Below are 14,289 nucleotides of genomic sequence, written 5' to 3'. Positions count from 1 at the left end.
CGGGTATGCCGTGGCTGGGGCCGTATGTTTTCCTTTATACTGTGTGGCCGAGCCTCTTGCTCCGCGCGCGCTCTCTTGGCAGGGATGCAGGCATGACGATCATTCGCTTTTCCCTGTCCGGACGCCCTGCCTCATCGCGGCTGTATGTGCCTGCCTGTGCCGTGGGTGTCATGGCGCTGTTGTCCGGCGTTTCCGCCTTGGCAGCCACCACGCCACCGTCCACGACCGCCAGGCATAAACACCACCACCATCATGCGCATGCGCAGGCCGAGACCGCATCGCCCGCGCATAGCAAGGCGGGCCACAAGGCCAAGCCTAAAAGCAAGGCCCATGCCGCCGCCGAACCGGCCCACAAGGCGGGCGCGCACAAGAAAAAGCACCCGCATGCCGTGGCAACGGCGCATCATCACGCAGCACCTGCCCCGGCGGTTGCTGCGGCTGGCGTTGCGGCAGCCGGTGCCGGTGCAGTTGCCGCCGGTGCGGCTCCTGCGACTGCGCCCGACGCAGCGGCGCCCGGCGTGGCCCCGCCCGACCTGTCCAAGGGCACGGTAACGGGTCTGCCCCTGCCGCGCTATGCATCCCTGCGGGCGGATGAGGTGAATATGCGCGCGGGCCCGGGGCGGCGTTTTCCCATTCTGTGGGTCTATCATCGGCGTGGCTTGCCCATGCGGGTCGAGCGTGAGTTCGATGTCTGGCGTCTGGTGGAAGACCAGAGCGGGCAGAAAGGCTGGGTGCAGCAGGCGACCCTGGCCGGTGGCCGCGATTTTCTGGTGCCCGGTGAACCGCCGGGTAACGAGGCGCCCATTCCCGTCAAGTCGGACCAGAACGGCGACAGGGTTGGCGGGTCGGGTCATATGGACAGCCGCGAGGAAGGAACCGTCGCCACACCGGATGAGGCCGCCAGGGTCAGCGGGGCGGTTCTGCTGCGTGCGGGTGCGGGCAATGACAGCGGCATTGTTGCCGTGCTCAAACCCGGTACGGTGGGCTCCATCAAGGAATGTCCCGCCGGGTCCGGCTGGTGCCGGGTCTCGGTGCGGCAATATGGCGGCTGGGTGCCGCGTCAGGCAATCTGGGGTGTGGACGCGCAGGAGACGATCGGCCCGTCCTGACGGGTTGGCTCCTGCTCTCCGTCCGGCCTGTTTTGCCGGCCCCGTTGTGGAGAAAGGACAGATCCATGGCTGAAGCTCCTCCGTTGCCGGCAGGCAGCCTGCCGGGTGCGACCCCGCCATCGCGCCCGCATGCCGGGGCACCGGCAGGTGCGCCAGAGCACGGGGTCAGTTGCCGGACCAAGATCGTGGCCACGCTGGGGCCTGCCTCCTCGGATTATGACACCATTCGTGACCTCGCTTTTGCGGGGGCGGATGTGTTCCGCTTCAATTTCTCGCACGGGACGCATCGGGACCACGCTGCACGGCATGCCGTGGTCCGGCAGGTGGAGGCCGAACTGGGCCGCCCGCTGGGTATTCTGGCCGACATGCAGGGGCCCAAGCTGCGGGTGGGCAGTTTTGCAGGCGGGCGGGTAACACTGGTGGCGGGGCAACCGTTTCGCTTCGACCTGTCCGACACACCGGGGGATGCCACGCGTGTCTGCCTGCCCCACCCCGAAATTATTGCCGTTGCAGTACCGGGCAGCCGCCTGCTGATGGATGACGGCAGGCTGGCGGTCACGGTCGAGGAAACGGGTCCCGGCTGGTTGCGCACGCGTGTCGAGATCGGTGGTGTGCTCTCGGACCACAAGGGCGTGAACGTGCCCGACGTCACCCTGCCCATTCCCGCCCTGACCCCCAAGGACAGGGCGGACATGGCTTTCGCGCTGGATATGGGGGTGGACTATATTGCCCTGTCCTTCGTGCAGCGGCCGCAGGACCTGATAGAGGCGCGCGAACTGATAGGCGAGCGCGCATCCCTGCTGGCCAAGCTGGAAAAACCCCAGGCGGTCGAGAACCTGGCCGGTATTCTGGCGCTGGCCGATGCGGTCATGGTCGCGCGGGGCGACCTCGGGGTGGAACTGCCGCCCGAAAGCGTGCCGCTGATCCAGAAACGCATCATCCGCGAGGCACGGCGTCTGGGCAAGCCCGTGGTGGTCGCTACCCAGATGCTGGAGAGCATGATCAGTGCCCCCACCCCCACAAGGGCGGAAGCCTCGGACGTGGCGACAGCCGTGTTCGACGGGGCGGATGCGGTCATGCTGTCGGCCGAATCCGCTGTGGGGCAATACCCGCGTGAAGCGGTGCGGATCATGAACCGTATTCTGTGGCGGGTGGAACAGGATGCTGGCTGGCGGGCGCAGATGGCCGCGGCCCGTCTCGCCCCGGAGGACTACGTGGCCGACGCCATTGCCAGCGCGGTGCAGCAGGTGGCCGATACGCTGCATGCCTGCGCCATTGTCGCCTACACGCACCGGGGGGCGACGGCCCTGCGGATTGCGCGGGAGCGACCGGGCAGCCCGGTGCTGGGGGTCACACCCGTTCTGCATGCGGCGCGGCGTATGGCGCTGGTCTGGGGGGTGCAGGCGTTCGTAAGTGCGCCGCATACGACCCGCACCACGGTTGAAGACATTGTGGAGGCCGCGCGCGAGGTCGTGGCCAGCGCCGGCATGGGCCAGCCGGGGGATACGGTCGTGGTGGCGGCGGGCATGCCCTTTGGCGTCAGCGGATCGACCAATCTGCTCAGGGTGGTCACACTCACCTGATGACAGGTAGCCAGACGCGCTTTTCAGGTTATGAGAGTAAGGGCAAAGCCGGTCCTGCCACACCAGACCAGACTGGCCAGACCGGCTTTGCGACGGATGACAGCACGACAGGAGGCACAATGACGCAGGCTCGGCACAGGGGGCTGAACAGACGCAGTGTGCTCAAAGGCGTATCGGGGGTGTCAGCGGGGCTGCTGCTGGGTGGGGCCGCCCGCCCTGAGGCCGGTCCCGACATTGCCCGCCCGCCCGATGTCACCACCGTGCCCGCGCGCCTGTGGGGGCCTGAGGCCCCGCCATCCTACACCCCCGACCCGGATGTGATCGCGGTCGACCGCTCTTTCCGCGACCTGCTGTATGGCGGGGCGGTCATCCAGCGGGTGTGGGACAAAGGGCTGTGGCTGGAAGGCCCGGCCTGGTCGGCGCAGGGGCGATACCTGCTGTTCAGCGATATCGTGGCCAGCCGGCAGTACCGCTACCTGTGGGAAACGGGTGAGGTCACGCTGTTCCGGTCTGAATCCTACAACGCCAACGGCAATACGTTCGACTATCAGGGCCGCCAGATTTCGTGCGAACATTTCCTGCGCCGGGTGATTCGCTGGGAACATGACGGTTCCGCCCGTGTCGTGGCCGAACATTACGAGGGGCACCCGCTGAACTCGCCCAACGATGTCATTGCCCATCCCGATGGCAGCATATGGTTTACCGATCCGGGTTACGGCACCGGCCTTGCCGAAGGCCATACCGACATCCCCGGGGGGGAGGCCAATCCGCGCGGGCGCTTGCGCTGGCAGGTCGGGCAGGAACTGGTGGGTGCGGTAGGTGGCGTGCGGCGCCAGTCCGACCATACGTTCCGTATCGACCCCACGGGCCGGATCGATGTGGTGCTGACACAGGACCAGTTGCCCAACCCGAACGGATTATGCTTCTCGCCCGATTTTTCGCGGCTTTATGTGGTCTCCACCGGGCGGCAGGCCGGGGCCTACGGTCACGATGGCGATCTGGCCGTGCATGTTTTCGACCTGCACAGGGAAGAACTGCCCCTGTCCAACCCGAGACTGTTCACCAACATGCGTTTTGAAGGGGTGCAGATGGGCCCGGACGGGCTGCGGGCGGATGTGTACGGCAATATCTGGTGCGGGGTCAGCGGCCCGTTAGGGCTGTGCGGGGTGTTCGTCTTCAACCCCGAAGGTCAGTTGATCGGGCGTATCCGCCTGCCCCAGGGCGTTTCCAACCTCACCTTTGGCGGTCCCAAGCGGGACTGGCTGTTCATGTGCGCCGGTCAGTCCCTGTATCGCCTGCAGGTCAACACGCAGGGTGCGGCTCCGGCGTAAGGGGCAGTTGGGCCTACGGCTCAGCTATTGTCGGTTTTCAGATAACATGATCCGGCAGCGCGGGGCCGTGATCGGCTCCATGGGGCGTAAAACTGCTTCCCGCGCGGGTGTTTTCAATGCTCAGTGACAGCCGCCGCTCGAGCGGTCGCACCCGTTGCACTGCCCGCATCCGCCTTTGGCTGGCACGCGTCCGCGCTGTTCGCAGTGCTGACGCCACGCCCCTGCGGGCAGCAGGCGCGCCCCACCCCGCCACAGCGGCGCCGTCAGGCCGGGCGTCAGGCGCTGGGCCCAGTACAGCACGCAAAAAGCCAGAACAACACAGACAATACTGATCTGCAACATGGCACGCCCCTTTCGGCTGGCCTGTCTCAGCCCGCCAGCATGAGTGTTATATGGTAGGTGATGAACGCGGCTCCATAGGCCATGGCGAAAAGATACAGCGCCGTTATCCATACCATGCGCCACGACGCGGTTTCGCGCCGGATCACCGCCAGGGTGGAAAAACACTGCGGGGCGTAGACATACCACACCAGCAGCGACAGGGCCGTACCCAGGCTCCATTGCGATGACAGAAGCGGCATGAGGCTGGCTGCCGTATCCGTATCCGCAGCGCCGACCGAATAGACCGTGCCCAGCGCGCTGACCGCGACTTCCCGCGCGGCAAGGCCGGGGATAAGGGCCACGCAGATCTGCCAGTTAAAGCCGATGGGCTGGAACAGGGGCAGCATGAAATGCCCGATCCGCCCTGCCAGGCTCCAGTCGATGGCGGGACCGGTGGCCCCAGGGGGTGGCGCGGGGTAGGACGACAGCGCCCACATGATGACACTGAGTGTGACGATAATCCCCCCCACGCGGGAGAGAAAAATCCGCGCGCGCTGCCACAGTTCCTGGGCCAGGTTGCGCAGGCTGGGCATGCGGTAGTCGGGCAGTTCCAGCAGCAGGGGGTGTTCCTCGCGCTCGCCCGTTTTCAGCAGGCGCGCTACGGCCAGCGCACTGACAATGCCTAGCGCGTACAGGGCGAACAGCACCAGCCCCTGCAGGTTGAACACGCCCAGGACCCGCCGATGGGGAATAAATGCCCCGATCAGCAGCGCATAGACCGGCAGTCGCGCCGAACAGGTCATGAGCGGGGCGATGAGAATGGTCACCATCCTGTCGCGCGGGTTCTGGATCGTGCGCGTGGACATGATACCGGGCACCGCGCACGCAAAACTGGACAGCAGGGGAATGAACGACCGCCCGCTCAGCCCGGCCGATGCCATAAGCCGGTCCAGCATGAAAGCCGCACGCGGCAGGTAGCCCGATTCCTCCAGCGCCAGAATCCACAGGAACAGGATCAGAATCTGCGGCAGGAATACGATCACGGTTCCCGCACCGGCAATAATGCCATCCACCGCAAGGCCGCGCAGCACGCCCTCGGGCAGGATGCTGCCCACGAACGCGCCAAATCCGTCCATCAGGCTTTGCAGCCCGTCCATGAACGGCTGCGCCCAGGAAAACACGGCCTGGAACATGATGAACAGCAGCACGAACAGGATGGCCATGCCCCAGACCGGGTGCAGCACCCAGCGGTCCAGAACGTCTTCCAGCTTTTTGCGGCCCGTGCGCACGCGGGTCACGCACAGGCCCAGCAGGCGGTGCACTTCGGCGTGCAGGTCGGCGGTTTCGGGCAGGGGGGCAGGGGGGGCTGGCAAGGCCCGGTCCAGTGCGGCCAGCAGGTCCGCCGCGCCACCGCGCCGGGTGCCCACGGCGGTAACGATCGGCAGGCCCAGTTCCGCGCCAAGACGGGGCACATCCACCGACAGGCCCTGCCGGTCCAGCGTATCCACCATGTTCAGGACCACCAGCATGGGGCGGCCAAGCTGCTTGAGTTCCAGCACAAAGCGCAGGTGCAGGCGCAGGTTCGTGGCCGCGATCACGCATACCAGCAGGTCAGGTGCTGGTTCGCCCTTGTAGCGGCCCATGCATACGTCGCGGGTGACGGCTTCATCCGGGCTGGTGGCGGCAAGGCTGTAGGTGCCCGGCAGGTCCAGCACCTGCACCTTGCGTCCGGCCGGCGTGACCAGCCGGCCCGCCTTGCGTTCAACCGTGACACCCGCGTAGTTGGCCACTTTCTGGCGGCTGCCGGTCAACTGGTTGAAAAGAGCCGTCTTGCCGCAGTTCGGGTTGCCCACAAGGGCTATGCGCAGGGGCGCATGCGTCTGCTCTGCTGCGTTGGGGGTCGCGTTATTGTGTCCGCCGTGCAAGGTGCCAATGCCCGCGGGGGGTGTAGCGGGCATGACCGTCATGCCTAGGCTGCCGCCTCTAGCGTGGGGGGGGCGGGCATGGCAGCCGTCTGGCGCAGCACGATGCGTTCCGCCTCCGCCCGGCGCAGGGCGAAACGGGTAAAGCCGATTTCCACAGCCATGGGGTCGTGGCCTACAGGGCCGAGGGCCACCACACGCACGGGTTCGCCGGGCACAAAGCCCAGTTCACTCAGCCTGCGCGCCACCATATCCTGCCCGGACCGGGCCTGGACATGATCGATCACACCGCTGTGCAGAAGGGGAAGATTGGTAAGGAGCATGCTTCCTGTATCCTGCGTCGGGCAGCGGGCTGGCCGGAAAGCACGACCATGACTGCCTTACTTGAGAATGATCCTTAATTCCGAATTCAGGATTTGTCCATTGCGCGATGCTCGGGGGTGGTAGGCGTTTATGCGTCATGCACCCGTACCGGCGGGGCCGGGCGGCCGGGGCGGGAGGCTCTCATGCCATGGAGCATGAGAATTTTGCGTGCATTCTCCCGCCGGGGCGGCTATCTGTGCGCCACGCAAACACCACAGCGACCCCTTGCCGCTTCTTCCTGGCCGAAGACGGTGGCCCGGCGCGCACGAAAAATCAGGTCTATTCATGGATATCCGCAATATAGCCATCATCGCTCACGTTGACCACGGCAAGACGACACTGGTTGATGAGCTGCTCAAGCAGTCCGGTTCCTTCCGCGAAAACCAGGCCGTTGCCGAACGTGCGATGGACAGCAACGATCTGGAACGCGAACGTGGCATTACCATTCTTGCCAAGTGCACCTCCGTTGTGTGGCGCGATACGCGTATCAACATCATCGACACTCCGGGCCATGCCGACTTCGGTGGTGAGGTCGAACGTATCCTGAGCATGGTGGACGGCGCGATCGTGCTGGTGGACTCGGCCGAAGGTGCTCTGCCGCAGACCAAGTTCGTGGTTGGCAAGGCTCTGGCCCGTGGCCTGAAGCCGATTGTGGTTGTGAACAAGATCGACCGTGGCGACGCCCGCCCCGACGAAGTACACAACGAAATTTTTGACCTGTTCGCAGCCCTTGGCGCCAATGACGAACAGCTCGACTTTCCCATGCTGTTCGCATCCGGCCGTCAGGGCTGGGCGGATGAAACACTGGACGGGGCCCGCAAGGACCTGAGCCCGATGTTCGACCTGATCCTGCGCCACGTGCCTACCCCGGCGCTGGACAAGGACAAGCCGTTCGCCATGACGGCCACGATCCTTGAAAGCGACAACTTTCTGGGCCGCGTGCTGACAGGTCGTGTGGAACAGGGCCGCGCGCGCGTGAACATGCCGGTCAAGGTGCTGCGCGCCGATGGCTCCGTCGTGGAAACCGGCCGCCTGACCAAGCTGCTGTCCTTCCGCGGGCTTGACCGCGTTGCGGTCGAGGAAGTCGTGGCAGGTGACATCGTGGCCGTGGCCGGCCTGTCGCAGGCGACCATTCCCGATACCATTGCCGCCCCCGAGCAGGAAGCCCCGCTGGTTGCCATTCCGGTCGATCCGCCCACGCTGTCCATGACCTTCCGCCTGAACGACGGCCCCCTGGGTGGCCGCGAAGGCAAGAAGGTGACATCGCGCCAGATCCGTGACCGCCTGTTCAAGGAAACGGAAAGCAACATCGCCATCCGCGTGACCGACAGCCCCGAGAGCGAGGCTTTCGAAGTGGCGGGCCGTGGCGAACTCCAGCTTGGCGTGCTGATCGAAACCATGCGCCGCGAAGGTTTCGAACTGACCATCGGCCGTCCGCGCGTGCTGTTCCGCAACAATGAGGAAACGGGCGAGCGCGAAGAACCGTACGAAGAAGTCACGATCGACGTGGACGAACCCTATTCGGGCGTCGTGGTCGAGAAAATGTCCATGCGCAAAGGGCAGATGCAGGACATGCGCCCCTCCGGCGGGGACAAGGTGCGGCTGCTGTTCACCATCCCGTCACGCGGGTTGATCGGCTACCATGGCGAATTCCTGACCGACACGCGCGGCACGGGTATCATGAACCGTCTGTTCGCCCATTACGGACCTTATGCGGGCTCCATCGAAGGGCGTCGCAACGGCTCGCTGATTTCGGCTGAAGACGGCACAACCACCCAGTATTCGCTGTTCTCGCTCCAGGATCGCGGCACGCTGTTCGTGGATGCGGGCGAAACTGTTTACCAGGGCATGATCATCGGCGAGCATTCGCGCGAGAACGACCTGGAAGTGAACCCGATTCGTGAAAAGAAGCTCACGAACATGCGCGCTTCCGGCAAGGACGAAGCCCTGCTGCTGACCCCGCCGCGCCGTATGTCTCTGGAACAGGCCATTGCCTATATCGAGGACGATGAACTGGTTGAGGTGACCCCCTCCGCCATTCGTCTGCGCAAGCGTTACCTGGACCCCCACGAACGCAAGAAGCGCTCCAAGAGCGAAGGCTGAGCCCCGACAGGCCGCCCCCGTTTTTTTGGGGGCGGTTGTGTCCGCATTGTGTCGCTCACGCTTCTTTTTTGCAGGGTGGGTGGCTATGCAGGCCAGGTCCTTGTCAATCCGCGATACCAACAAAACCGCCCCCCACCGGAGGGCGGTTTTGTTTTGCCCGCGGCCTTTGTGGCAAAAACGGGGCAGAGTGCGGGCGAAGGTAAGATATTTGGCTGAATGGAAAAAATTTTAAGTCAAGACGGTCTGATCCATGCATGTTAGAGACTAATTCGTAACCGGCGGAAACCATTGAGACCGCGTGTGGCGCGTGCAGACAGGTGTTCGGTACCGGTTTTATTTGGAGATATGACCATGAATTCTCGTCACCTGCTGGCCGCTCTGTCTACCGTAGCCCTGCTGGGCGCTGCTGCTCCGTCTTTCGCGCAGGACGCGGCCGCTCCCGCAGTGTCCGCGCCGGCTGCCCCCGCGACCCCGGCTGCGCCGACGGCCCCTGCGGCGCCGACCGCTCCCGAAGCGCCTGCCGCATCGGCTGAAAAAGCTGAAAAGGCCACCACCAAGCATCATGGCAAGCACCACAAGCACCACAAGAAAAGCGCTGAAAGTGCCGCTGCTACGACCGCAGGCCAGTAATTACGCCAGTACTCTCGCAGTAATGTCGCCACTCATCGGGCGAGAAGTCGGGTTTTGTGAGTCTTCAGGCGGGTTGCCGTTCCCTGTGCGGGGATGGTGGCCAGTCTGAGACTTGCCGGACCTGACGGGCGTTATAGACAAAAAGGGCCGGGCGGCTGATCGTCCGGCCCTTTTTCTGTTTTGCGCCATGTCAAAGACCTGTCCTGCGCGTCCTGCGGCGCAAATCAACCCTTGTTGCGTGCCTGTTCGGGTTATCCACCCACCCCCTGAGGGTGTGCAGGTTCAGGCGGGTGTAGCCTGTGCCGTGCGCGTATGGGGGGTGTGGCAGGGTGTGTCAGCCGTAGCGGCTCAACGGCAGGTCCAGGGCCGGGATATCGGGCGTCCTGCCCGCGATCAGGTCCGCGATCAGGCGGCCCGAGGCGCAGGCCGTGCTCCAGCCCAGCCCGCCATGGCCGGTATTGAGCCACAGATTGCCAAAGCCGCCAGCCGGGCCAATGACAGGGGTGCCGTCAGGCGTGCAGGGGCGCAGGCCACTCCAATACGTGGCGGCGGCAAGGTCGCCCCCGCCGAACAGTTCCGAAAAAGACAGCTCGAGCACGGTGCGGCGCCTGGGGCTGGGTCTGAGGTTGTAGCCCGCCAGATCCACGCCACCCGCCACGCGAATGCGCGCCCCCAGCCGGGTGATGGAAACGCCATTGGCGGTATCGGTCACTGTGGCAAGCGGGGCGTGGCTTTCATCCGTCAGCGGCAGCGTCAGGGAATAGCCTTTGAGCGGATAGACGGGCAGGCGAATACCCAGTGGCCGGAGCAGAAGCGGGCTGTAACTGCCCATGGCTACGACATAGGCATCCGCCCGCATATGGCCTGCATCCGTCCTGACGGACATGATCCGGTCCGGTGCCGCGTCCAGACCCTGTACCGTGGTTTCGAACACAAAGCGCACACCATTGGCCTGGGCCATGCGTGCAAGCCTTGCGGTAAAAACGGACGTGTCGCCCGACTGGTCGTCTGGCAGGAATACCCCGCCCCTGAACAGGGGCAAGGCATGGGCCAGACCTGGCTCGTGTTCCAGAATCTCGTCCACATCCAGCAGGCGCGGGGCCGTGCCATGACCGGCCAGATCGCGCAGAACGGGCCTGACCCGCGCGATCTGCCGCGTGGTGCGGAAAAGCTGGATATGTCCGCTCTGGCGGTCGTCATAGGTTATGCCGGTCTCGCTGCGCAGCGCATCCAGGCAATGGCGGTTGTATTGGGTCAGTCGCTCCAGCCGGCCCAGTGTGATGGCATGGGCGGCTGCGTTCCGGCTTTTCATTGCCATCAGCGACCAGCGGAGCAGGGCCGGGTCCAGCCCCTTGCGCAGGGCAAGGGCCGTGCGGCCAGAATGCAGGAGCCAGTCAAGCGGATGGTACGACAGGTCGTTCAGGCCCAAGCCCCAAGGGCCGGCAATAATCTGCCCGCCCGGCGCGCGTGAGGTTTCCATGGCGGGGGCGGGCTGGCGGTCGATCACGGTGACCTCGTGCCCCAGCCGGGCCAGATACCACGCGGATGTCACCCCGATGACACCAGCCCCAAGAACGATGACGTGCACGGCTTCATCCTTAAGAGAGGATGGACAATTCAGGACCAACCCTAGCGCGTCAGGGACTTTCCCTCAAAGCCTGTTGCGTCCGAGGTTTGCACCCGGGGTTATGTCCGGGGTTGCGCGCGCCGTGTCGCGCAATGGCATGCGCGCATTTTTACGGCGCGGGTCCAGCGGCATGGGCGGCCATGCACCCTGCATGGACCTGGGTGCGGGCAAAACCCGCCAGGGCCTGCGTGCAGGGTAGCGCTGGCAGAAGGTGGCCCGACCGCCAAAGCTACAGCATCGCGCCCTGTCGGGTGCGGTTGCGTGCTGCGGGTCGCTCAGGCCGCGGGCACGCCCTTGCTGGTTGAATATTCGAAATGCAGCGCCTGTTCGGGATTGACGATCGGGTAAAGGGCGTGGGCCGCCATGGCTGCTTCGCTGAAGCCCTGAAGAATGAGTTTGAGCTTGCCGGGGTAGCTAACCACGTCACCAATGGCGAACACGCCGGGCAGGCTGGTTTCGCAGGTGGATGGGGTGACTGGAATGGTCGCACGGGCGGTATCCATGCCCCAGCGTGCGACAGGCCCCAGATCTGTCGCCAGCCCGAAGAAGGGTAGCAGCACATCGGCGTCCAGCACGCGGGTGTTGCCTTCCATGTCGATGACTTCCACCCCTTCCAGCGTGCCACCCGTTCCATGCAGGCCATGCAACTGGTACGGGACGATTTTTTCGATCTGACCGCTGCTGACGGCCTCGTCAAGCTGGCGCAGGCTTTCGGGTGCACCCCGGAACCTGTCACGCCTGTGCACCAGATACAGCTTGTCGGCCTTGTCCTTGAGCGCCAGCGCCCAGTCCAGTGCGGAATCGCCGCCGCCGGCAATCACGATCCGGCGGTTTTCGAACTCTGCCTTGCGGCGCACGTAATACTGGACCGCACCGCTGTCCTCGAACGCATCCAGCCCGTCCAGTGGCGGGCGGTTGGGGCCGAACGCGCCTGCCCCGGCGGCGATAATCACAGCTTTGGCGTTCAGGCTCACCTGGGCTGTGGCACCATGTGTCATACCCAGCGTAAAAGCGCCACGCTGGCCGGTCAGGCTTTCCACCCGGTGCCTGAGCAGGCGGGGGACGTGAAACGGCGCGATTTGGGCTTCCAGATTGGCAATAAGCTGCGCGCCTTCCACGGCCGGGCAGGCGGGAATGTCGTAAATCGGTTTTTCAGGATACAGCGCGGTGCACTGGCCGCCTGTTTCGGGCAGCACGTCTATCAGCACGCAGCGCAGGCGCAGCATCGCGCACTGGAAGGCGGCAAACAGGCCGGTCGGGCCTGCGCCGATAATGGCCACATCGGTGTCGTGGGGCGTGGTGGTCATGCACGGTATCCTGCTGTCTTGCTCTGTTGCGGGGATAAAGCCAAGTCATGCCCCAGCGCAAGGCCCCACGCATGGGTGGCATGATCGGACCTGTGGGTCGGGCAGCCGTCTGGGCGGCCACCAAGGCGGCCACTGGGGCATCCACTCGGGCAGCCGCCGGACAGCCGCCGGGCAGCCATTGGGGCGTTCGGTGCCCATGGCGGCGAGGGCACGGCAGGTTGCGGAGCGGGTCATGGGGCCTGAGTATCCGCGCCAACAGCGCGGAGCCCATGGCCGACAGGCATAAGGCCGCACCGCGCCAGGGCATGGTCGCTGCATATCTGCGCGGGGCACGGCCCGTAGGGTGCGCCAATGGTGTGCCCGGGGCTGGAAAAAAGTTGTCAGGCCCGCGCAACCGCGCTGGTGGTGGCGATGTTATGAAAAATAAAAACGCCTGCGGCCCGGACCTGACAACAGACCCGGACCGCAGGCGAACACGGCGTCAAGCCGTGGTTCAGCCGTTGGCAAGCGCCTTTTTCAGGCCCGCATCCAGCACGTCCAGGAAGGGCTGGGTATCCAGCCATTTGGCATCCTTGCCCACCAGAATGGCCAGATCTTTCGTCATCTGCCCGCCTTCGACAGTTTCGATACAGACCTTCTCCAGCGTCTGCGCAAAATGCACGACATCGGGGGTGTCATCGAAACGGCCCCGATAGGCCAGCCCGCGCGTCCATGCGAAAATGGAGGCGATGGGGTTGGTGCTGGTCGGCTTGCCTTTCTGGTGTTCGCGGTAATGGCGCGTCACCGTGCCGTGGGCGGCCTCTGCCTCCACCACTTCGCCCGTGGGGTTGAGCAGCACGGAGGTCATGAGCCCCAGGCTGCCGAAACCCTGCGCCACAATGTCGCTTTCCACGTCGCCATCGTAGTTCTTGCAGGCCCAGACATAGCCGCCTTCCCACTTGAGCGCGCAGGCCACCATGTCATCGATCAGGCGGTGTTCGTAGGTCAGGCCCAGCTTTTCGAACTCGGCCTTGAATTCCTTTTCATACACCTCCTGGAACACGTCCTTGAACATGCCGTCATAGGCCTTGAGGATCGTGTTCTTGGTGGACAGGTAGACGGGCAGCTTGCGGTCACGCCCGTAGGAGAGCGAGGCGCGCGCAAAACCCTCGATCGAGGCGCGGGTGTTGTGCATGCCAAGGGCCACGCCGGGGCCTTTGAAGTCATGCACGTCCAGCACCATGGGTTCGCCGCCGCCTTCGGGCACGAAGTTCAGCGTCACCTTGCCCGGACCGGGAATTCTGGTTTCAGCCGCGCGGTAGATGTCGCCGTAAGCGTGGCGGCCGATCACGATGGGCTTGGTCCAGTGCGGCACAAGACGTGGCACGTTGGAGCAGATGATGGGCTCGCGGAAAATGGTGCCGTCAAGGATATTGCGGATGGTGCCGTTGGGGGAGCGCCACATCTTCTTCAGCCCGAATTCGCTCACGCGGGCTTCATCCGGGGTGATGGTTGCGCATTTCACGCCCACACCATAACGCTTGGTGGCTTCCGCCGCGTCAATGGTGACCTGATCGTTCGTGGCGTCACGATGCTCGATGCCCAGATCGAAATATTTCAGGTCGATATCCAGATAGGGAAGAATGAGACGCTCACGGATAAAGTGCCAGATGATACGGGTCATTTCATCCCCGTCCATTTCCACGACCGGGTTTTTGACCTTGATTTTAGCCATGATACTGTATCCGTCTCCGACGAGTTTTATTGTTCATTCAGTGTATGGGCGTGTTTGCCCACACACCGGCTGGGTTGATGACCATAGATCGACACGGCCAACCCGGCTCCTCACAATCAAGACAGGCGGAGGCGCTGGAGATGGAATGGGGAGGGTATATTTAGCAACTGACTGATTTTGCTGATAATTTTCTTGTTATCACAAAATGTTCAGGTTTGTTTTTTGGCACAGGGCACAGGGCACAGGGCACAGGGCACAGGGCACAGGGCACAGGGCACA

Annotated in this window: 11 protein-coding genes; 5 read left to right on the top strand and 6 right to left on the bottom strand. The window is 64.2% G+C overall.

Features of this window, described 5'->3' with window-relative positions:
* The first annotated feature begins 170 nt into the window (after positions 1-170).
* The 3 genes from ABF990_RS13075 (at position 171) to ABF990_RS13065 (ending at position 4,023) form a co-directional block, all read left to right on the top strand.
* Positions 171-1,109 (top strand): SH3 domain-containing protein, encoded by a 939-nt coding sequence (locus ABF990_RS13075; RefSeq protein WP_415500736.1) that lies wholly within the window; start codon positions 171-173, stop codon positions 1,107-1,109.
* A 65-nt stretch (positions 1,110-1,174) separates the two neighbouring features.
* Complete coding sequence (gene pyk / locus ABF990_RS13070) at positions 1,175-2,692, top strand: pyruvate kinase (RefSeq protein ID WP_415492047.1); 1,518 nt, start codon at positions 1,175-1,177, stop codon at positions 2,690-2,692.
* A 119-nt stretch (positions 2,693-2,811) separates the two neighbouring features.
* Positions 2,812-4,023: an SMP-30/gluconolactonase/LRE family protein gene (locus ABF990_RS13065; protein WP_415492048.1), complete on the top strand. Its 1,212-nt coding sequence runs from the start codon at positions 2,812-2,814 to the stop codon at positions 4,021-4,023.
* A gap of 120 nt (positions 4,024-4,143) precedes the next feature.
* Here the strand turns inward: ABF990_RS13065 and ABF990_RS13060 are convergent, their stop codons facing one another.
* Genes ABF990_RS13060 through ABF990_RS13050 form a run of 3 tightly spaced genes read right to left on the bottom strand, consistent with a single transcriptional unit; the run spans position 4,144 to position 6,589 of the window.
* Positions 4,144-4,365, bottom strand: a complete 222-nt coding sequence (locus tag ABF990_RS13060; protein WP_415492050.1) for a hypothetical protein — start codon at positions 4,363-4,365, stop codon at positions 4,144-4,146.
* Positions 4,366-4,391: 26 nt separating this feature from the next.
* On the bottom strand, positions 4,392-6,302 hold the full coding sequence (feoB, locus tag ABF990_RS13055) for a ferrous iron transporter B (RefSeq protein WP_415500918.1): 1,911 nt from the start codon (positions 6,300-6,302) through the stop codon (positions 4,392-4,394).
* An 11-nt stretch (positions 6,303-6,313) separates the two neighbouring features.
* Entirely contained in the window at positions 6,314-6,589 is a 276-nt protein-coding gene (locus ABF990_RS13050) for a FeoA family protein (protein WP_415491832.1), read from the bottom strand.
* A 325-nt stretch (positions 6,590-6,914) separates the two neighbouring features.
* Here ABF990_RS13050 and typA point away from each other — a divergent pair, with 325 nt between their 5' ends.
* Both typA and ABF990_RS13040 read left to right on the top strand, forming a co-directional pair.
* Positions 6,915-8,732, top strand: a complete 1,818-nt coding sequence (gene typA / locus ABF990_RS13045) for a translational GTPase TypA (protein ID WP_415491831.1) — start codon at positions 6,915-6,917, stop codon at positions 8,730-8,732.
* 351 nt (positions 8,733-9,083) lie between these two features.
* A complete protein-coding gene (locus tag ABF990_RS13040; protein ID WP_415491830.1) occupies positions 9,084-9,362 on the top strand; it encodes a hypothetical protein in 279 nt (92 codons plus the stop codon).
* A 334-nt stretch (positions 9,363-9,696) separates the two neighbouring features.
* Here the strand turns inward: ABF990_RS13040 and ABF990_RS13035 are convergent, their stop codons facing one another.
* From ABF990_RS13035 to ABF990_RS13025, 3 genes are all read right to left on the bottom strand, one after another.
* Entirely contained in the window at positions 9,697-10,950 is a 1,254-nt protein-coding gene (locus ABF990_RS13035) for a D-amino acid dehydrogenase (RefSeq protein WP_415500919.1), read from the bottom strand.
* 314 nt (positions 10,951-11,264) lie between these two features.
* Complete coding sequence (locus ABF990_RS13030; protein ID WP_415500920.1) at positions 11,265-12,296, bottom strand: NAD(P)/FAD-dependent oxidoreductase; 1,032 nt, start codon at positions 12,294-12,296, stop codon at positions 11,265-11,267.
* Positions 12,297-12,789: 493 nt separating this feature from the next.
* A complete protein-coding gene (locus ABF990_RS13025) occupies positions 12,790-14,010 on the bottom strand; it encodes an NADP-dependent isocitrate dehydrogenase (RefSeq protein ID WP_415500921.1) in 1,221 nt (406 codons plus the stop codon).
* Positions 14,011-14,289: the final 279 nt, after the last annotated feature.

Source organism: Acetobacter sp., from assembly GCF_047723915.1.
Classification (GTDB): Bacteria; Pseudomonadota; Alphaproteobacteria; order Acetobacterales; family Acetobacteraceae; genus Acetobacter.
Note: the sequence above shows the minus strand (reverse complement) of the source record. Positions and strands in the feature narration are given on the sequence as shown.